Consider the following 20,331-nt stretch of genomic DNA (forward strand, 5'->3'; position numbering starts at 1 on the left):
TGATAAAGGAAGAAAATAATAGTATAATTCAAAACATAAACAAAATAAAGTTTTTGAAAGACAAAGGCGTCGAGAATGAATAATTCTCGGTGTCTTTTTTTATTAGTAGCAAGTCTTAAAAACTTTATAAATTAGGAGGATTTTATTATGACAACTACAGAATTATCAAAAGCACTTCCAGAAATTATTACAGAGCAAGTTCCCGGTCCTAAGTCAAAGGCTCTTCTAGACAGAAGAGATGCCGCTATTCCAAAGGCACTCTGTGGAAAGGCTTATCCAATATGTATCAAACAGGGTGGTGGAGCAATGTTTGAAGACCTTGACGGAAATAAGTTTCTTGATTGGGTTGGTGGTGTAGGTGTTCTTAATATCGGATATTCTCACCCTGAAGTCATTGAGGCAGTTAAGGCACAGACAGAGAAATATTTCCACACAATTTTCAATGTATATGTTCATGACGGATATGTAAGCCTTGCTGAAAGACTTAATGAAATAATGCCATGTAAAGGTGATGTAAAGAAAACATATTTTGCTAACTCAGGTGCTGAGTGTGATGAAAACGCAATTAAGATTGCTAAAGCATTCACTAAGAGAAGTGGTGTTATCTGCTTTACAGGTGCTTTCCACGGTAGAACTAATCTTACAATGGCACTTACAGCCAAGAAAGTATATGCAGTAGGTATGGGACCTTTCCCAACAGGTATCTTTAGAGCACCTTATCCATACCTATACAGAGCACCTAAGGGATATACAGAAGCTGAAGCAGTACAGTATTACATTGATGAACTTAACAGAGTATTTGATGAGGGTGCACCGGCAAGTGAAATTGCTTGTATGATTGTTGAACCATTCCAGGGTGAAGGTGGATTTATCCCGGCACCAATCGAGTGGGTTAAGGCAGTAAGAAAGATTTGTGATGACAATGGAATCTTAATGATTGCAGATGAGGTTCAGTGTGGTAACTGTAGAACAGGTAAGTATTATGCATCTGAGTATTGGGCTGAAGCCGGTGCAGCACCTGATATTATCACAACTGCAAAGTCACTTGGTGCAGGACTTCCAATCTCAGCAATTACTGCAAGAGCAGAGATTATGGATTCAGCACCGGCAGGTACTATCGGTGGTACATTCTGTGGTAACCCTGTTGCAGCGGCTGCAGCACTTGCAGTAATGGATGTTATGAAGCGTGACGATTATGCAGCTAAGGCAAGACACATTGGTGAAACAGTTATGAAGCGTTACAAGGAACTTCAAGAAAAATACGATGTTATCGGTGATGTAAGAGGACTTGGTGCAATGGTTGGTATTGAGTTCGTAAAGGACAGAGAAACTAAAGAACCGGCAACTAAGCTTGTTGCAGACCTTATCCAAAATGCTATCCAAAAGGGACTTCTTCTTGAAAGCTGTGGTACAGCAAGCAACACAGTAAGATTCTTAGCTCCTCTTACAATGACAGATGAGCAGATGGAAAAAGGTCTTGAAATCTTCGAGGAGGCTTTGAAAGAAGCGTTAGAAGTGTAATGTAAATGTGGTTTAACCACAACTAAATTGTGGGAGGATTTATTATGGAACAGAAATCTAAATTTGACAAAGTAATGGGTGCCTGGGACATACTTGTTATTGCATTTGGTGCAATGATAGGTTGGGGCTGGGTAATTAATTCAGGTGACTGGATTACAACTGCCGGATTTATGGGTTCAATGATAGCAATGCTAATCGGTGGTCTTATGGTATTTTTCGTAGGACTTACCTATGCAGAGCTTACTTCAGCAATGCCTCAGTGTGGTGGTGAACATGTATTCAGTTACAGAGCCATGGGGCCTACCGGTTCTTTCGTGTGTACATGGATGATTATATTAGGATATGTGGCTACTGCAGCATTTGAGGCAACTGCACTTCCAACAGTAATTACTTATCTTTTCCCTGATTTTAATCAGGTTTACCTCTATACAATAGCCGGAAAAGATATTTATTTAACAACGGTTCTATTAGGTGTTGGTTTTGCAGTATTAATTACATTTATTAATATCAGAGGTGCTAAGGCAGCAGCTATATTACAGACTGTTCTTACTGCAATTATCTCTATAGCAGGTATTCTTCTTGTAGTTGGTTCTGCAGTTAATGGTGATAGCTCTAATATTACAGGACAAATGTGGGAATCAGGCTCAGGTTCTACTCTTGGTAGTGTATTTAAAGTAGCTTGTATGACACCATTCCTATTTATAGGCTTTGATGTAATTCCACAGGCAGCAGAGGAAATTAATGTGCCATATAAGAAGATTGGTAAAATAATGCTTCTGTCTATTGTATTAGCTGTTGCGTGGTATCTCCTTATCATATTTGCAGTTTGTTACATAATGCCACAGAGTGCAATCGCACAGGAAATGTCATCACAAAACGGACTTGTATCAGCAAAGGCTATTGAAATTGCCTTCAGATCACCACTTATGGGCAAGGTTCTTATTATCGGTGGCTTATGTGGTATTATCACATCATGGAATTCATTCCTAATGGGTGGTAGCCGTGCACTTTACTCAATGGGTGAGTCCCTTATGATTCCTAAAAAGTTTGGTGAATTAGGAAAGCATAAGACTCCAACTGCTGCTATCATTCTTTGTGGTATTGCTTGTGTTGCAGCTCCTTTCTTTGGAAGAGGCGTACTTGTATGGTTAGTTGATGCAGCTTCATTTGGTTGTGTTATTGCTTATATGTTTGTTTCAATTTCATTTTGTATTCTTCGTAAGAAGAAGCCTGAAATGGCAAGACCTTATAAGGTTAAGGCAGGTAAATTTGTTGGATTTATGGCTGTGCTTATGGCCGGTTTTATGGTATTGCTTTACATTGTTCCGGCATCATTCTCAGCAGCACTTGTATGGCAAGAATGGATTGTAGTGGGTATCTGGCTTGCGCTTGGTGTTTTCTTCTATTTCTATTCTAAGAAGAAATATGGCACAGAGTTTGGTCGTGACATTTTCATTGTGGAAGACGGTGGAAAGTCAGAAGAACAGGAAGTTACAGTTCTTCCAAATGCAAAGTATCCAAACAGACATTTTGTTATTACTGTTGGTTGTGAATACGGAAGTGGTGGACCACAGATTGCCAAGATGGTTGCCGACAAATTAGGAATTGAGTATTATAACAGAGACCTTGTTGATAAGGTTGTTGCACAGATTGGTGTTGATAAGGGACTTGTAGAAGAGGCAGATACAAAGAAAGGTGTTAGATATGCATTTGATACATCATATGGTGTAAGATATGCAAACCTTTCTAACAGAGTTATTGATGCCCAGTTCCAGGCAATTAATAATTTTGCCAATAAGTCATCATGTGTTATTGTTGGTCGAAGCAGTGACTACATTTTAAGAAACAGAAACGATGTTCTCAATGTATTTATATATGCACCTCAGGAAGATGAAATTGCTGAGGTTATGAAAGAAAAAGGTCTTAAGAATATGCATAAGGCTAAAGAAGAATGGGAGTCTGTTGATAAAGCACAACATGCAAGACATGAGTACATTACAGGTAAGAAGCGTGGCGACAGACATACACGAAGTATGCTTATCGACAGTAGTATCTTAGGCTGGGATGAAACAGCTGATGTGATTATTGATATGATTGACCGTAAGTTTCAGCAAGAAGATGCAATGCAGTTAAAGAAGGAGGCTTAATCATATGAAGGGCTTTTCTATAAAGACAGAAATACAGGAATATGATACATTTGAACAGTTTGCAGATGATGCTGAAATCGGTGAGAATGACCTTGTGTTATGTGGAGAACATACCTTTAACAAATATATTGCTCCACTTAACACAGGTGTCCAGACGCTTTTCCGTGAAAAATACGGCAAAGGCGAACCAACTGACGGTATGGTTGATGAAATTCTTAATGAACTTCGTGATAAGACATATAACCGTATAATTGCAGTTGGTGGTGGTACAGTTATTGATATTGCAAAGGTTGTTGCCGTTGCAGAAAATGACGACACTGTTGATGATCTTTATGATAAGGTAGGAAGTCTTAGCAAGGTTCACCCTCTTATTATTGTTCCCACAACATGCGGAACAGGAAGTGAAGTCACTAATATTTCAGTAATCAATCGTGTCAGTAAAGGTGTAAAAATGGGTCTGGCAGATCCGGCAATGCTTGCCGATAGTGCAGTTATGATAACTAATATGCTTGACTCACTTCCATATAAGATATTTGCAACTTCTTCAATAGATGCAATGGTTCACAGTGTTGAATCATTCCTAAGTCCTAATGGTTGCAGTATTTCAAGAATTTTTTCAACAGAAGCACTTAAGACTATTTTAAAATGTTGGAAAAAATCCGTAGAAACCAAAGGTGAGGATGCATGGAAAACTTATGCAGCAGATTTCTTAAAAGCATCTAACTGGGCAGGACTTGGATTTGGCTATGCTGGTTGTGCAGCAGTTCATGCCTGTGCTTACCCTTTAGGCTCTGTGTATCATATACCTCATGGACAGTCAAACCAGCTTATGTTTAAGGATGTTATGAAGATGTATAAAAAGATTAAGCCAACAGGCAGAATCAATGACCTTGAAACTATTATCGCAGAAAGTCTTTCAGTAACACCTGAAAATGCACTTGAAGAACTTTATTCACTTATGGATAAAGTGCTGGAAAGTGCACCACTTGAAGAATTTGGTGTAAAAAAATCTGACCTTCCAATATTCGCAAAGGATGTAATTAAGACTCAGCAAAGACTCCTAAAGAATAATTATGTAGAGCTTAGTGAGGAGCAGATACTTGAAATATACAAATCTGCATACTAGTAATTGTTTAAATTTACATTCATAATAAAACTATCCCTAAAAACACGGCGTGTCAGTTTTCCGGCATGCCGTGTTTTTATGTAATTTTGCTAAAAAAGAAACAGACACCAACTTTTTACAGTTGATGTCTGTTTTTATGTATCATCATTCTTCTGTTGATGATATTTCTTCAATTTTCTTAACTTCTTTATCTTTCTTCTTATCGGATAAAGGAGTCATAGACTTTGCACAAATCATCATTGTTGATGCATTGTGAAGTAAAGCTGAAAGGGAAGGAGTAATAACACCCATAAAACCAAGTAAAAGTAGGGAAGAATTAAACCCTAAAATAAATCTGTAGTTCTTATGAATTCTCTCCATCAATTCTTTACTTAAAATTCTAATTCTAGCCAGCTGATTTAGTGAAGAATCCTTAATAGTAATATCAGCAGTTTCTCTTGCAATATCTGATGCGTCATTCATCGCAACAGAAACATTAGCAGCAGCCAAAGCCGGTGTATCGTTAATACCACCATCAACCATAATTACACAGTGACCTTTATCTTTCAAATCTTCTATATAATCTTGCTAATCTTTGTGTTTGAAGAAAGTTCTCTTACTTTTACAACAACAGAACCTTCTTCAATTACTGTACCGGCATATACAGAAGTATCGGCAACCTTCATTACCGGTAGAGATTCACCTGTAATAGATGCCTCATTAACTGTAGCTTCACCATCTGTAACAATACCGTCAATAGGGATAACATTACCTGTATGAATACGGATTTCATCCCCAACCTGTAGTTCAGTAATAGGTATCTCAACATCTTCACCGGAAGTCACAAGCCATACCTTGTCAGTCTTAATAACTAGGCTATCAGTCAAAACAGCCTTAGTTCTTTCTCTGGTATATTTTTCAAGTAAACCTGAAATTGATAGTAAGAACATAACTGTACTTGCAGTTTTAAAGTTCTTTCTTGCAAAACAAGCGACAATAGATGCACTGTCCAGTACATCAACATTTAACTTACATTCACTAAGTGCTTTTAAGCCATTTTTAATGTACTTAGCACCATTGTAAATAGTAAGTGCTGTGGCAATAGGATTAGGCACAAATGCTTTGAAAAATACTCTCTTTAAAGCAATTTTAAGTAAACTGTCTTTGAATTCTTTATCAATTTCTTTTATGCCATATTCTCTTTACAATTGTTTTATTACAACACCTAAAAATAGTCAAGATTTTACAATTATTTTTATAATTTTTATGTTACTATTTTTGATTGTTTTTACATATAGATTATGTTATTATATTACTTGATTAAAGTAATGATTTAAGAACAGAAAGAGGAAACATTATGATGATATTACAAGTGTTTTTACTGCTTGTTGGCTTTTTGCTACTTGTAAAAGGTGCTGATTGGTTTGTAGAGGGTGCTGCAAGTATTGCGAAGAAAATGGGAATACCTCAGTTAGTAGTAGGTCTTACTATTGTTGCAATGGGTACAAGTATGCCTGAAGCAGCAGTTAGTATTACTGCTGCAATAAGTGGCAATGCCGGAATTACTATAGGTAATGTTGTAGGCAGTAATATTATGAATATATTGATTATTCTGGGTATTACTTCAGTTATAACAAGTGTTGCTATCCAAAAGTCAACATTATATTATGAAATACCCTTTATGATAGGCATTACTGTTATAATGATGATATTTGGTTTTACCGATTCAAAAATTACTTTCTTTGAAAGTGTAATTCTTTGTATATTGTTTATTGCATTTTTAGGCTATCTGTTTTATATGGCTAAGAAAGGCTCACCAACCGAAGAAGAAACTGCAAAAGATTTTCCGGTATGGAAATGCCTTTTACTTATGGTGATAGGTGGTATTATGGTAGTAAAGGGTAGTGATTTTGCTGTAGATGGTGCATCTTATATAGCTAAATATTTTGGACTAAGTGATAGACTTATCGGATTAACTATTGTAGCCTTTGGTACTTCATTACCTGAACTTGTAACATCAATTACAGCAGCAAAGAAAGGAAATGTTGATATTGCTATTGGTAATATAGTAGGTAGTAATATCTTTAATATATTATTTGTAATAGGTATAACCGGTCTTATCTGTGATGTACCATTTGAAAGCAAGTTTATGATTGATACTTGTGTAGCTATTGGTGCAGGTGTACTTCTTTGGCTTGGTACAATTAAGCATAAAGAACTTAGACGACCTTGTGGTATATTAATGTTACTTTGTTATGCCGGATATTTTGCTTACTTATGTGTTAAGTAACTTTTCAAAATAAAATATGAATGAAAATAAGGTATCTCACAAACTTTAGTAAGTAAGTGAGATACCTTTTTACATAACTATATTTATAAGAAAACAAAACATTAACCCTGTAATTGTAGGTAATAATATAGAAATCAAAGTCCATAATTTACTTTTTGTTTCCTTATAAATAGTAAGACAAGTAGTTGAACAAGGAAAGTGCATTAATACAATTATTATCATACAAATTGCAGTTTTTATTGTCCAACCGTTACTGATTAATAGGTTACTTAATGAACCTAAGTCACTACATTCAACAAGTGTACTGCTACCACTATAAGCCATTAGCATAATAGGAATTACAATTTCATTAGCCGGAAAACCTAGCAACAAAGCAATAAGTATTTCACCGTCAAGTCCAAAGACTTTTCCGATAGGGTTAAGGAAATTTACAATATAACTTAATATAGTGTAGTCGTTAATTTTAATATTACCACATAACCAAATTATAGCACCGGCAGGTAAAGCCACAACCAAAGCCCTAAGTAAAACAAAAACTGCTCTGTTCTTAATAGACTCATAAATAGTAGCAATAATTTTAGGTTTCTTGTATTTAGGCATTTCCATTACAAAATCTCTGTTTTCATTTTTTAAGATAGTTTTGCTAAGTAAAAATGAAATACCCATAGAAACAATAATACTTAATATTATAAATCCCGTAAGAATTAATGCTGACACAAGTGACCGTAATTTACTGTTAAAGTAAGAAGTCATAAATATAGTGATAATAGAAATAAGTGTAGGAAACCTACCGTTACATGGTACAAAATTATTTGTAACAATAGCATTTAACCTTTGCTCTCTGTTGTTGATTATCCTACAACCTGTTACACCACAAGCATTACAACCAAAACCCATACACATAGTTAATGCTTGTTTTCCACTGCAATTAGCTTTACAAAACACTCTGTCTAAATTAAATGCAACTCTAGGTAAATATCCAAAATTCTCAAGCAAAGAAAATATAGGGAAGAAGATAGCCATAGGTGGTAGCATAACTGCAACTACCCATGTTACTGTCCTATATACACCGTCACATATTAAAGAAATTATATAACTAGGCAAAGAAATATAGTTTAAAAATTCATATAGATATTCTCCACCTTTAGCAAATACATAACTGAGAAAGTCACTGGGATAGTTAGCACCGATAATAGTAATATACAGTACCATTGCAAGTAACAGAAACATTATAGGAATGCCCGTAACTTTTGAAGTGAAGATTTTATCTAACTTTCTTTGTCTGTCATTACACCTGTCATCAACAACTTCTTTAATGATATTTTCCTTATTAAGTTTTCTATGTTTTATAGGTGTGGGAAAATGATTGTTAATATTAATGTTTATTATATTATTAAGTATATCAAGTGAACTTCTGTCAGTAGCCTCTGTAGTAACAATAGGAATTTTCAGTATTTCTTTTAGCTTATCTATGTTAATTTTAGTGCCGGACTTCACGGCACTTTTATATTGATTGATACATATAATTGCATTACTTGTTATGTTAGAAACTTCCTCAATAAGTGTAAGGCTTTTGTATATGTTATTACCATCAACAACAACTATAACAAGTGCATCTTTGTGTTGTAACAAAAAGTTTTTACTGCAAATTTCTTCTGCATTAGCAGCACATAAAGTATATATACCTGGTAAATCAACAATACAAATATCCTTGTTGCATTTTAGCTTACCTTCTGCACATTCAACAGTTTTACCTGTCCAATTACCTGTGTGTTGATTATCCCCTGTAAGTCTGTTGAATATAGAACTTTTGCCCACATTAGGGTTACCAATTAAAATTACTAAATTTTTATCACACATTTCTCACCTTTATATTTTCGGCAGTTTCATTTCTAATAGCAAATATACCGTAATAAGTTTTGTAAGCAGAAATATTTTTACCCATACTTCTGTATAAAGGTACAATAGGTGCATTTTCAAATATTCCGTAATTTTCATAAACCTTGTTGTTATTTTTAATCTTGTGAACAATATAGTCTTTGTTTAATTCAGCTTTACATAAATCTATTACTTGTGACATACAATCACCTTAAAATTTTTAGTCACTATAAATTATGTAATGGTTTTATTATTGTGATTGTATATGGATAAATAGGTAATAAAAAATGGATGCTTTCTGAATAATACAGAAAACATCCATCGGTTACGTAATATATAATATGAATTTCTCGAAAAGGGAAAATCACATATTTTCTTTGATAATATCTACAAAGTATTTATGTACAGTTAAGTCATCATTTAATTCAGGATGAAAAGCAGTTACAAGCTGATTGCCTTGTCTTGCACCAACAATTTTACCGTCAACTGTTGCAAGTACCTTAACATTATCACCAACACTTGAAATATAAGGTGCTCTGATAAATGTCATAGGAATTTCGCCTTTATCATCAAATGAACTGTTAGTATAGAAACTGCCTAACTGTCTGCCATAAGCATTTCTCATAGCAGTAATATCCATAGTAGCTAAGTGAGTCTTATTGTCATTATCAATACTTTTAGCAAGAAGTAGCAGTCCGGCACAAGTACCGAATACAGGCAAACCATTTTCAATCTTTTCTTTTAATGTATCATAAATATCAAGTTCATGAAGTAATTTACCTTGTACTGTGCTTTCACCACCGGGAATAATCAAACCGTCAAAGTGCTTATCCAGGTCAGACTTTTTTCTGATTTCAAAAGTTTCAACACCTAGTTTATCTAGCATTTGGATATGTTCAATTACTGCACCTTGCAAAGATAAAACAGCAACAACCATTATTACTTTCCTCTTTCAGCCATTAGAATTTCAATTTCCTGTTCGTTGATACCAACCATAGCTTCACCAAGGTCTTCAGAAAGTTCAGCAAGCATCTTAGCATCATTGTAGTTAGTAACAGCCTTAACAATAGCATTAGCTCTCTTCTTAGGGTTGCCTGACTTAAAGATACCTGAACCTACGAATACACCTTCAGCACCTAACTGCATCATTAGAGCAGCATCAGCAGGAGTTGCAACACCACCGGCAGCAAAGTTAACAACAGGTAGCTTACCATTTTCGTGAACATACTGAACAAGGTTGTAAGGAACTTGTAATTGCTTTGCAGCCTCATATAGTTCATCTGTACTCATAGAAACAAGTCTTCTGATTTCAGACTGCATCATTCTCATATGCTTAACTGCCTGAACAACATCACCTGTACCCGGTTCACCCTTAGTTCTAATCATAGATGCACCTTCGTTAATTCTTCTTAGTGCCTCACCAAGGTCTTTAGCACCACATACAAATGGTACTTTAAAGTTTGTTTTGTCAATGTGATAAACATCATCAGCAGGAGATAGAACTTCACTTTCATCAATGTAGTCAATTTCAATAGCTTCTAGGATCTGAGCTTCTGCAAAGTGACCGATTCTGCACTTAGCCATAACAGGAATAGAAACAGCGTCCTGAATACCCTTAATCATCTTAGGATCACTCATTCTAGAAACACCACCGGCAGCTCTAATATCAGCTGGGATTCTTTCTAGAGCCATAACTGCACAAGCACCTGCTTCTTCAGCAATCTTAGCCTGTTCAGGTGTAGTAACGTCCATAATTACGCCACCCTTTAGCATTTGTGCTAAATTCTTATTTAATTCAAATCTTTCGTTACTCATAACAAATTTTCCTTTCATTTCAAAACTGTTGCCACAATTATACAAATTATTTGGTTATATTAAAACTACCAATTTGATATTAATTAATAATACCAGATTGAAATTTTATAAATGTTATGTTTTAATAAAGAAACTTGTTATGAATAATTAAAATATCAGCAATCCCATTGATGAAGCTTTAAGTTTACACAACCATTACTTTTGAAGGTAACACCCTCAGCAATCAAAAGGTCTTTTTGTTCATTCCAATGTGGTGCTAATCTGCCTTGATGATTAACTACTCTGTGACAAGGATATTTACCGTAGTATTCAGAAATGCTCAACACTTTACCTACAAGTCTTGAGTTTTTATCTCTGCCGATAAGCCTTGCAATTTGCCCATATGTTGCAACTTTACCTTTAGGTATCTCATCAACTACTGCCAATACCTCATATATTAAATCACTGTTTAATGATGCCATTGCTATTCCTTTCTAAAATTTGTCTTATTATCGTATATTATTTATGATATAATAAAATATAAACTAAATCAAATTTTAAGAGGTTTTATAATGATTTATACATATTACTACAATTCACCACTTGGCAGAATTACAATGGCTAGTGATGGTGATTATCTTATTGGTTTATGGTTTGATGGACAAAAATATTATGCCGACTCAATAAAAGGAGAGCATATAGAAAAATCACTTCCTATTTTTACAGAAGTAACAAAGTGGCTTGATATTTACTTTAGTGGTAAAGAACCTGATTTTACACCACCGTTATTGATGAAAACAACACCATTTCGTAAAGCAGTATGGGAAGTTATGCTCACTATTCCATATGGCAAAACTATGACCTATGGTGAGATTGCAAATATAATAGCTAAAGAAAAAGGTATTGAAAGAATGTCATCTCAAGCAGTAGGTGGTGCAGTCGGTCATAATTTCATTTCAATTATTATCCCTTGCCATAGAGTAGTTGGTACAAATGGTAGCTTAACCGGTTATGCCGGTGGAATAGATAAAAAGATTCAACTACTTAAGTTAGAAAAAACAGATATGAAAAATCTTTTTATCCCAAAGAAAGGCACTGCACTATAATAAAAAAATTTAAATAATAATAAACTTGATTTTAAAACTGATGTTCAAAACTATCCTTGCTATAGCTTAAAGCTATAGCAAACTTATAATTATATATATTATACAAATCAAAGTGATTGTTATATAATTAACACCAAGCGATATAAATATCGGTAAAATATAAATTTTGATTTGGAGAATATTATGAAAACATCAGTAATTGGATACCCTAGAATCGGTACATTAAGAGAACTTAAGTTTGCATCTGAAAAATATTTCAGAAAAGAAATTACATCGAATGAACTTTTAAATACTGCAAAGTCTTTGCGTGAAATTCATTGGAATACACAGAAAAATTCCGGCATTGACTTTATTTCAAGTAACGATTTTTCTTTCTATGATATGACTTTAGATACAGCAGTCTTATTTAATATCATCCCAAATAGATATAGGGAACTTAACCTTTCTAACCTTGATACTTACTTTGCTATGGCTCGTGGTTTTCAAGGTGTTTCAGGTGATGTTAAAGCTCTTGCAATGAAAAAGTGGTTTAACACTAACTACCACTATATTGTCCCTGAAGTCGAGGATGATACAGAAATTAAGTTAGTTGGAAACAAACTATTTGACGAATACAATGAAGCAAAGTCTTTAGGTATCGAAACAAAACCTGTTGTTATCGGACCATATACTTTACTAAAGTTATGTAGATTTACAGGCAACAAAACTTGTGAAAATTTTGTAGATGCAGTTATTATTGCGTATAAGGATTTAGTCGCTAAGTGTGAAGAAAATGATGTTAAATGGTTACAGATTGATGAACCATCACTTGTAAAGGATATGATAAGTGATGACCTAGCATTATTTAACAAGATTTATGATGAAATCCTTTCAATTAAGGAAAATTGCAAAGTCCTTTTACAAACATACTTTGGTGATGTAAGAGATGTTTATGCTGATTTAGTCAACAAGCCTTTTGATGGTATTGGTCTTGATTTTATTGAAGGTAAAGAAACATATAACTTAGTTAATAAGTTTGGTTTTCCAAGTGATAAGGTTCTATTTGCAGGTCTTGTAAATGGTAAAAATATTTGGAAGAACCATTATGAAAAGACACTTGAAACTCTTAATGATTTGAAGAATAAGGGTATTAACACAGTGCTTTCAACTTCTTGTTCATTACTTCATGTACCATATACTCTAAAGCATGAAACAAAGTTAGATACTAAGTATCTTTCTCATTTCTCATTTGCTGAAGAAAAGCTGGTTGAACTATCAGAGTTAAAGGTTTTAGCTGACTCTAATGATTATGGAAATGAAGAAACATTCAGGAATAATAAGAAGCTATTTACAGAACAGAGAGATTGTTTTAATCAGGCTGTACATGACAGACTATGCAATGTTACAGATAAGGACTACACAAGACTACCTGCAAGAATAGAAAGACAGAAACTACAAAAGGTTGAACTTAACCTACCATTATTCCCAACAACAACTATCGGTTCCTTCCCACAGACTAAGGAAGTAAAGGCTAACCGTTCAGCATATAAAAAAGGTGAAATATCCAAGAAAGAATATGTAGAATTCAACAAAAAGAAAATTGCTGAATGTGTAAAATTTCAAGAAGAAATCGGTCTTGATGTACTTGTTCATGGTGAGTACGAAAGAAACGATATGGTAGAATACTTTGGTGAAGCACTGGGTGGTTTCTTGTTTACAGAAAAAGCATGGGTACAGTCATATGGCACAAGATGTGTTAAGCCTCCAATTATCTGGGGTGATGTGTATCGTGAAAAGCCAATTACAGTTGATTGGTCAGTATATGCTCAATCTTTAACAAAGAAGATTATGAAAGGTATGCTTACAGGTCCTGTAACAATTCTTAACTGGTCATTCCCAAGAGAAGATATTTCTATTAAGGACTCTATTTCACAGATTGCACTTGCTATTCGTGATGAAGTTCTTGACCTTGAAAAGAACGAAATTAAAGTTATCCAAATTGATGAGGCAGCTTTAAGAGAAAAGCTACCACTTCGTAAGTCAGATTGGCAGAAAGAATATCTTGACTTCGCAATACCTGCATTTAGATTAACTCATAGTGGAGTTAAAGCAGATACTCAGATTCACACACATATGTGCTATAGTGAATTTACAGATATTATCCCTGCTATTGATGATATGGATGCTGATGTTATTACATTTGAGGCATCTCGTTCAGATTTACAGATTTTAACTTCACTTAAGGAGCATAACTTCGAAACAGAAGTAGGTCCGGGTGTATATGATATTCATTCACCAAGAGTTCCATCAGTTGAAGAAATTGTCAATGCACTTCATTTAATGCTAACTAAGATTGAAAAAGAAAATCTATGGGTAAACCCTGACTGTGGTCTAAAAACAAGAGGTATCCCTGAAACTGAAAAGAGCCTACAGAATATGGTTGAGGCTGCAAAAATTATTAGAAAAGAAGTAAAGTAATGAAAGTTTCTGAACTATATAAAGATAACAAGAAAACTCTTTCTTTTGAAATTGTCCCACCTGAAAAGAACAGTGAGTTAAGCAGTATTGATGAAACACTTGATATTTTGTGTGAACTTAATCCTGATTTTATCAGCGTAACTTTTGGTGCAGGTGGCAGTGAAAACTGTAACAGCACCATAGAAGTTGCTAGAAAAATTAAAGAAAAGTACAATATAGAACCTGTTGTTCATTTAACTTGCCTAAATTATAGTAAGGATGAAATTGACTTAATAGCAAGACAGTTACAACAGTCAGGTGTACAGAATATTCTTGCTTTAAGAGGAGATAAAGTTCCTAATGTTCAAGCTAAGAATGACTTTAAATATGCCTCAGATTTAATTGCATATATGAAGTCTAAATATGATTTTTGCTTATTAGGAGCTTGTTATCCTGAAGGTCACCCTGAGTCTGAGAGTTTTGTAGATGACATTAAGCACCTAAAAGAAAAGGTCAATTCAGGTGCTGAAGTATTACTTTCTCAATTATTTTTTGATAACAATTATTTCTATGATTTTCAGGAAAAGTGCAAAGTAGCTGATATTGATGTACCTGTTATAGCCGGTATTATGCCTGCTATCAGTAAATCTCAACTTGAGAAAATGGTATCATTATGTGGTGTTACAATTCCACCACAACTTAAAAGAATTGTACATAAGTTTAGTAGTAATAAAGATGCACTTTTTGATGCAGGTATGTCCTACGGCATAAGCCAAATCATAGATTTACTTACAAGTGATGTAGATGGTATTCATATTTATACAATGAATAATCCTATGGTAGCAAAACGAATTTCAACTGAAATTCATAATTTTATTTAGTAATTGTTATTAACTAAGTTTGATTTACCCAATATTCTATATACCCTAAAAGTCGGTTAACATTTTATTATGTTAGCCGACTTCATTAATATTAAATTTAAAAGTATTGTAGTTTATGTTTAAATATACTATAATTTGAGTATATTTAATTAACAAGGTGATAAAATGAATAACTTAGTTCAGTTAGAAAAAGTACCATTCCCATTAAATAACTTAATTGAAAAAGAGGGAATACTAAATTACATCAACGACTATTATGTTCTAGTAAATGGTAATTTTAATATGCTTTATGCAGTTGATGATTTTTATATTGCTGAGAATTTAACATACCAACCATGGCTTGCAGTAATGGGAACAGTTCCAAGTGATTTAACAGAAGATAAGCTAAGAGAATTGTTAAGACCGTATATAGAAAATGAAAAGTATATTGCAGTTTATACAAATAATAAGTTAATATCAAAGTTACTAAGTGAATTTTCAATCTTTACTTATCATGAAGATTTTATAAACGGACAAGTTAACTCAAAGTCAAATTTTGATTATTCAGGAATACGATTAGCAACAGAAAATGATTTGTCCTATATTGAAAAAACTTATACAAGGTCAGGACATAATCAACTGTTAAATAGAATTAACCAAAAACAAATGTGGGTACTGGAAGATAATGATGTCTTAAAAGGTTATATGGGCGTGCATAAAGATTCCTCATTAGGCTTTCAGTATGTTGACCCAAATGCCAGAAGACAAAATATAGCCACAAGATTGCAGTCTTATGTAGTTGAACAAGTGCTAAAGGACAATAAAATTCCATTCTTTATGGTTTCTTTGCATAACGAAGTTGCCCTTAACTTCCAAAAGAAATTAGGCTCAACCTTTGCCACAAAACTCTTTTATTTCTATGCCAAAGGCCCATATGAATTAGAGTAAGTTAATTTTACAATTATAAAAATATGGTGAAATTTGAATTTTGAATTTCATTCAAACATTTAGAAATGTGAATTATTTTTGGTAACCTAAATTTACCATTGTGATTTAATAACATAGCTTGTATATTATCGGAATTTAAAAAGTACATACGACAAGAGAAAGTATCTGTTAATTAACAGGTACTTTTTTAATTAATGTATTATATTGTAAGTTTTTCATTACTCCTTATTTAGTTAATAAATTAAAAAGTATTACGTTATAAATCAATGTATGTGCTAAAATGATATGACCCAATAAAAAAGAGGAGTAACTTCAAAATATGGTATAATGGAATCGCTAAAAAAACATTAACCTAAGAAAGAAGTACTCCTCATGAATATGATAACACAAGAAGCAAAGAAAAAGCAAGCCATAGTAAAATACGCACTAAAAAAAGGAAAAAGCAAAGCAAGTAGAATGTACGGTGTAAGTCTTTCAAGCGTAAAGAGATGGTGTAAACAATATGACGGTACCTGGCAATCGCTATTGCCTAAATCACACAGACCACATAGTCATCCTAACAGGCACACAAAAAGAGAAGAAAGACAAATTAGAAATTCTTTCAAAAAGTGCTATGAAAGATATGGATGGGATGGAGTATACAGTGATTTAAAGAGAAAAGGATATACAAGAAGCTACTCAGGAATGATATATGCAGCTAAAAGAATGGGCTTAGTAAAATATAAAAAGACCAAGAAAAAGAGCCGTAAGCATAGAAGATATCCGGAACTGTTAATACCTGGAGAAAAGGTGCAGATAGATGTAAAAGAAGTGCCATATAATTGCTTAAGAGGTAAGGCTTTAAGGGACGGAAAGCATTTTTATCAATGGACTGCAATAGATGAATGTACAAGGATGAGATTTGTATATGGGTTTGAAGAACATACACCTGAAAACTCAACCAAATTCTTGAAAATGTTATTGAAAAATTTCCGTTTAAAATACAGACTATTCAAACAGATAACGGAATAGAGTTCACATATAAATATCAGAGCAGTGAAGTGAAAAGTCCTTTTGAAATAGAATTAAACAAACTAGGTATAAATCATAAATTAATACCACCACGAACACCTTGGCACAACGGAAAGGTAGAAAGAAGTCATAGAAACGACCAAAGATATTTCTATGAATGGGAAACATTCAGAAATATTGAAGAATTAAACACAAAATTAAAAGGACATTTGGAATGGAGTAATAACAAAACAATGAGAACACTTGATTACAAGAGTCCAATGCAGTTATTGAGTGAAAAGTTAGAATTGAAATCCATTCATTAATTAATATTCATAATCAAAAGTCAGTAAAACAAGCGAAATATTAAATCGTATTTTATTTTTACCCTAAAATGGGTCATATCTATTTACAACACAGATTAAAAAGTATTACGTTATAAATCAACATATTGTATTATGTACATATTTGTGCTATAGTTAAATTATCTAAAAATATTTTTATAAGAGGTATATTATTATGAATGATGATTATAACGATGACTACGACTTTGAGGATGAATTTGATTTTGATGAAGAAGAAATAGATCTACCGGAAGATGTGATTTATCTTAATGAAGGTGCAGATGCATATAATGCAAAAGATTATGAAAAGGCAATTAGCCTATACGAAAAATCAGCAAACTTGGGTAATGTAACTGCACTTAGCAATTTAGGATACTGTTATTATTATGGAAGAAGTATTCCGGTTGATAAAGAAAAAGCAAAATCTTATTGGGAAGAGGCTGCTATCTTTGGAGATATTCCTGCCGTATATAAACTAGGTGATATGTATAGAAATGGTGATTTGCCAAAGAGAATTGAGTATTCTCATAAACTATACAGAAGAGCTTTTGAAATGGCACTTAATGACCTTGATAATTATTATGTAGCACCTGATGCTATGCTTAGAATGATGAAGTACTATCCTGATGAATTAGAGGAATATGGTGATAAATTGGCTATATCCTTAAAATGTATTCAAGGTATCAAAAAGCGTATAGCAGAGGGTGACCCATATTCCCAAAAAGTCCTTCAAGATGCAAAAGACTGCTTATTAAAACTTATTGACGATTAGAGTATTAATGAAATAAGGTGTACCTATGAATATGATACAAATTGGCACAATATTATATGAAGATGATACTGCTACTGAGATATATAATAATTATTCTGATTACTTTAAAAGAACAGAAGATGAAGATGGTTTTATTGAGTATAAAATCATAAAAGAACCTTCTAAAGAATTACTAAATACTATTGGAGAATATTATTTTAATATAAGGATGAGAAGGATGAAGCAAGAAAAATTAATTTCAAAAATTGCAAATGATGTATATTCGGAATTAACTAAAAAACAAAAAGAATATCTATATGATCATCCTGATAATTTTAGTAATCATTTTGGTTTGTGTATGTATATTAGAAACAAATATATATACAGTAATAAGTATGATTGTACTATGTTTAATGCAGATTGTTTATCAGGTGACATATTAGAAAAATTGTCATCAATGATAATTGAAAATTATGATTATAATAATCCTTTTTGCAGAGTTGTTTATGACAATTCTAAATTTACATATTTAAGAAGATTGTACCATTCAATATTCGGTATATACCCTGATGAAAAATTGAAGAAATATGACACTTTACCTGATAAATATATTGCTTTAGACAAAGTGACAAATGAGATAATATCAATTGTAGTTAACAAAGAAAGATTTACAGAATTATGTAAAAAATATAATATGCCGGAAAATAGATGCAATGAATTTCTAAATTTTGTTGATGGATATAACCAAGAAAATTTAGAAGTAATTCCTTATGATATAGCTATACTTTGTAGTAAATCTTTAGATAATAACACAAGAACTCATTGGCTAAATGTATTGAATTCAATTTTTAAAGAAAATCACAGTTTAGTATCAGAGTTACCAAAATATATGTTCAATCAAAAAGATGCAGTATTAATTGCAGTTAAGTATTGTGGTACATTATTAGAAAATTTTCAAGAATTCAATAGTGATGATGATGTTATAAATGTGGCTCTTAATAATAATGGTGAAGCGATACAATATATAAATGAGAGTGTTAGAAATAATGTAGAGTATATAAAACTAGCACTTTCTAATGTAAACGGCTATGCTCTACGAATGGATTGTATGATTCCGTATAGAGATATTGATGAGTATGTAAGAATTGCTTTAAAGGCTAATCCTTATAATATAAAATGGGTTTCTCCTAGACTTAGGGATGATTATGATACTGCTGTATTTGCAATTAAACATACACATAAGAATAGATCTACTGATTTTTACCAATATTTAAGCACTAGATTAAGAGATAATCTGGAGCTTGCTTTACTTGATATTTATGAAGGTAGTGCCAGTGTTAATTATTATTCAGAAAGATTAAAGGATAGTGATAAGGTTGCTAAATCACTTATAGATTCTCATAAAAAATGGAGAATTTACGATATGTCCGACCGTATCCGTAAAAAGTATAATATAGATTAATGGGTTTGCGTATTACGATATTTAAATTCCTTTAATATAACTAATATTACTTTTTAAAAAGAATATACAATAATTATCATTAAAACTAATTTAAGATAGCAGAAACCCTTAAGCAATATTGATAAGGGTTTCTGCTTTAGTATATAAAGATATAAATATGATTGTGAGAAAATAATTTTACAATCAGTTCAATGTTACACATTATAATTAAGATATTCCGGCAATTTACCATCTATTTGATACTGTAAAAATAGATAGAATAGAATGGATGATGCCATTATATCAGTATTTTTGTTTGAATAGCATTCCCAACAATTACTGCAATTTTCAATAACAATTCTTCCATCCCTAATCATTTTATTGTAATCCACACTAACCGGAATTCGTTTTATGATTAGTTTTTTTCTGCCACTAGGCATCTTTTTTAATTTTTTATGAATTTCAGGTTCAGCAAAGCAGTTTCTATCAATGGTAATTATCCCATCACATATATGTTCTTCATTGTAGTAATTTGCATCATTCAAATTATAACTACCATATTCGTATATGACAGTTTCACTATCTTCAAAAACTAATTTAACAAATGCACCTATACCTTTACTCATATTGCACTCCTATTATGTAATTATAAATAATTTATTAGCTATTCATTCAGAATACTATGTGCCATACAGAAAATTAAAATATAATTAAAGTATA

The 20,331-nt window shown here is 32.7% G+C and carries 20 protein-coding genes; 12 read left to right on the forward strand and 8 right to left on the reverse strand.

The features are described 5' to 3' along the window. Positions 1-147: 147 nt before the first annotated feature. The 3 genes from E5Z56_RS10335 to E5Z56_RS10345 are packed head-to-tail and all read left to right on the forward strand — an operon-like array spanning position 148 to position 4,794. Entirely contained in the window at positions 148-1,521 is a 1,374-nt protein-coding gene (locus E5Z56_RS10335) for an aspartate aminotransferase family protein (protein ID WP_138157717.1), read from the forward strand. 44 nt (positions 1,522-1,565) lie between these two features. Beyond that, complete coding sequence (locus tag E5Z56_RS11725; protein WP_232842439.1) at positions 1,566-3,668, forward strand: amino acid permease; 2,103 nt, start codon at positions 1,566-1,568, stop codon at positions 3,666-3,668. A gap of 4 nt (positions 3,669-3,672) precedes the next feature. After that, a complete protein-coding gene (locus E5Z56_RS10345) occupies positions 3,673-4,794 on the forward strand; it encodes an iron-containing alcohol dehydrogenase (RefSeq protein ID WP_138157719.1) in 1,122 nt (373 codons plus the stop codon). A 144-nt stretch (positions 4,795-4,938) separates the two neighbouring features. Here the strand turns inward: E5Z56_RS10345 and E5Z56_RS10350 are convergent, their stop codons facing one another. Together E5Z56_RS10350 and E5Z56_RS10355 are read right to left on the reverse strand one after the other, a co-directional pair. Continuing rightward, positions 4,939-5,343 carry a hypothetical protein gene (locus tag E5Z56_RS10350; RefSeq protein WP_138157720.1) on the reverse strand — a complete coding sequence of 135 codons (405 nt, stop codon included), beginning with the start codon at positions 5,341-5,343 and terminating at the stop codon, positions 4,939-4,941. A 5-nt stretch (positions 5,344-5,348) separates the two neighbouring features. After that, positions 5,349-5,888, reverse strand: a complete 540-nt coding sequence (locus E5Z56_RS10355; protein ID WP_138157721.1) for a P-type ATPase — start codon at positions 5,886-5,888, stop codon at positions 5,349-5,351. Between the two features lie 242 nt (positions 5,889-6,130). Here E5Z56_RS10355 and E5Z56_RS10360 point away from each other — a divergent pair, with 242 nt between their 5' ends. Further along, complete coding sequence (locus E5Z56_RS10360) at positions 6,131-7,063, forward strand: calcium/sodium antiporter (RefSeq protein WP_138157722.1); 933 nt, start codon at positions 6,131-6,133, stop codon at positions 7,061-7,063. A 69-nt stretch (positions 7,064-7,132) separates the two neighbouring features. Here the strand turns inward: E5Z56_RS10360 and feoB are convergent, their stop codons facing one another. The 5 genes from feoB to E5Z56_RS10385 all read right to left on the reverse strand — a co-directional run bounded on the left by feoB (position 7,133) and on the right by E5Z56_RS10385 (position 11,217). Continuing rightward, on the reverse strand, positions 7,133-8,923 hold the full coding sequence (gene feoB / locus E5Z56_RS10365; protein ID WP_138157723.1) for a ferrous iron transporter B: 1,791 nt from the start codon (positions 8,921-8,923) through the stop codon (positions 7,133-7,135). Next, on the reverse strand, positions 8,916-9,143 hold the full coding sequence (locus E5Z56_RS10370) for a hypothetical protein (protein WP_138157724.1): 228 nt from the start codon (positions 9,141-9,143) through the stop codon (positions 8,916-8,918). Before E5Z56_RS10370 ends, feoB begins: the two co-directional genes overlap by 8 nt. Positions 9,144-9,305: 162 nt before the next feature. After that, complete coding sequence (gene pdxT / locus E5Z56_RS10375; protein WP_138157725.1) at positions 9,306-9,878, reverse strand: pyridoxal 5'-phosphate synthase glutaminase subunit PdxT; 573 nt, start codon at positions 9,876-9,878, stop codon at positions 9,306-9,308. 2 nt (positions 9,879-9,880) lie between these two features. Further along, entirely contained in the window at positions 9,881-10,756 is an 876-nt protein-coding gene (pdxS, locus tag E5Z56_RS10380) for a pyridoxal 5'-phosphate synthase lyase subunit PdxS (protein ID WP_138157726.1), read from the reverse strand. 155 nt (positions 10,757-10,911) lie between these two features. Further along, positions 10,912-11,217 (reverse strand): MGMT family protein, encoded by a 306-nt coding sequence (locus E5Z56_RS10385; RefSeq protein ID WP_138157727.1) that lies wholly within the window; start codon positions 11,215-11,217, stop codon positions 10,912-10,914. Between the two features lie 90 nt (positions 11,218-11,307). Here E5Z56_RS10385 and E5Z56_RS10390 point away from each other — a divergent pair, with 90 nt between their 5' ends. From E5Z56_RS10390 to E5Z56_RS10425, 8 genes are all read left to right on the forward strand, one after another. After that, the gene (locus E5Z56_RS10390) at positions 11,308-11,841 is read left to right on the forward strand and encodes a methylated-DNA--[protein]-cysteine S-methyltransferase (RefSeq protein ID WP_138157728.1); all 534 of its coding nucleotides are present in this window, start codon (positions 11,308-11,310) and stop codon (positions 11,839-11,841) included. 183 nt (positions 11,842-12,024) lie between these two features. Further along, a complete protein-coding gene (gene metE / locus E5Z56_RS10395) occupies positions 12,025-14,298 on the forward strand; it encodes a 5-methyltetrahydropteroyltriglutamate--homocysteine S-methyltransferase (RefSeq protein WP_138157729.1) in 2,274 nt (757 codons plus the stop codon). Beyond that, on the forward strand, positions 14,298-15,158 hold the full coding sequence (gene metF / locus E5Z56_RS10400; protein ID WP_138157730.1) for a methylenetetrahydrofolate reductase [NAD(P)H]: 861 nt from the start codon (positions 14,298-14,300) through the stop codon (positions 15,156-15,158). Before metE ends, metF begins: the two co-directional genes overlap by 1 nt. Before the next feature lie 165 nt (positions 15,159-15,323). Then, positions 15,324-16,085, forward strand: a complete 762-nt coding sequence (locus E5Z56_RS10405; protein WP_138157731.1) for a GNAT family N-acetyltransferase — start codon at positions 15,324-15,326, stop codon at positions 16,083-16,085. Positions 16,086-16,463: 378 nt separating this feature from the next. Further along, entirely contained in the window at positions 16,464-17,096 is a 633-nt protein-coding gene (locus tag E5Z56_RS10410; protein ID WP_175405463.1) for a helix-turn-helix domain-containing protein, read from the forward strand. A gap of 29 nt (positions 17,097-17,125) precedes the next feature. Next, a complete protein-coding gene (locus E5Z56_RS10415) occupies positions 17,126-17,401 on the forward strand; it encodes an integrase core domain-containing protein (RefSeq protein WP_232842440.1) in 276 nt (91 codons plus the stop codon). Between the two features lie 193 nt (positions 17,402-17,594). Then, complete coding sequence (locus E5Z56_RS10420; RefSeq protein ID WP_138157734.1) at positions 17,595-18,191, forward strand: tetratricopeptide repeat protein; 597 nt, start codon at positions 17,595-17,597, stop codon at positions 18,189-18,191. 31 nt (positions 18,192-18,222) lie between these two features. Beyond that, positions 18,223-19,632 (forward strand): hypothetical protein, encoded by a 1,410-nt coding sequence (locus E5Z56_RS10425; RefSeq protein ID WP_175405464.1) that lies wholly within the window; start codon positions 18,223-18,225, stop codon positions 19,630-19,632. A gap of 194 nt (positions 19,633-19,826) precedes the next feature. Here the strand turns inward: E5Z56_RS10425 and E5Z56_RS10430 are convergent, their stop codons facing one another. Beyond that, the gene (locus E5Z56_RS10430; RefSeq protein ID WP_138157736.1) at positions 19,827-20,237 is read right to left on the reverse strand and encodes a hypothetical protein; all 411 of its coding nucleotides are present in this window, start codon (positions 20,235-20,237) and stop codon (positions 19,827-19,829) included. Between the last annotated feature and the right edge of the window lie 94 nt (positions 20,238-20,331).

This window comes from Ruminococcus bovis (assembly GCF_005601135.1).
Classification (GTDB): Bacteria; Bacillota; Clostridia; order Oscillospirales; family Acutalibacteraceae; genus Ruminococcoides; species Ruminococcoides bovis.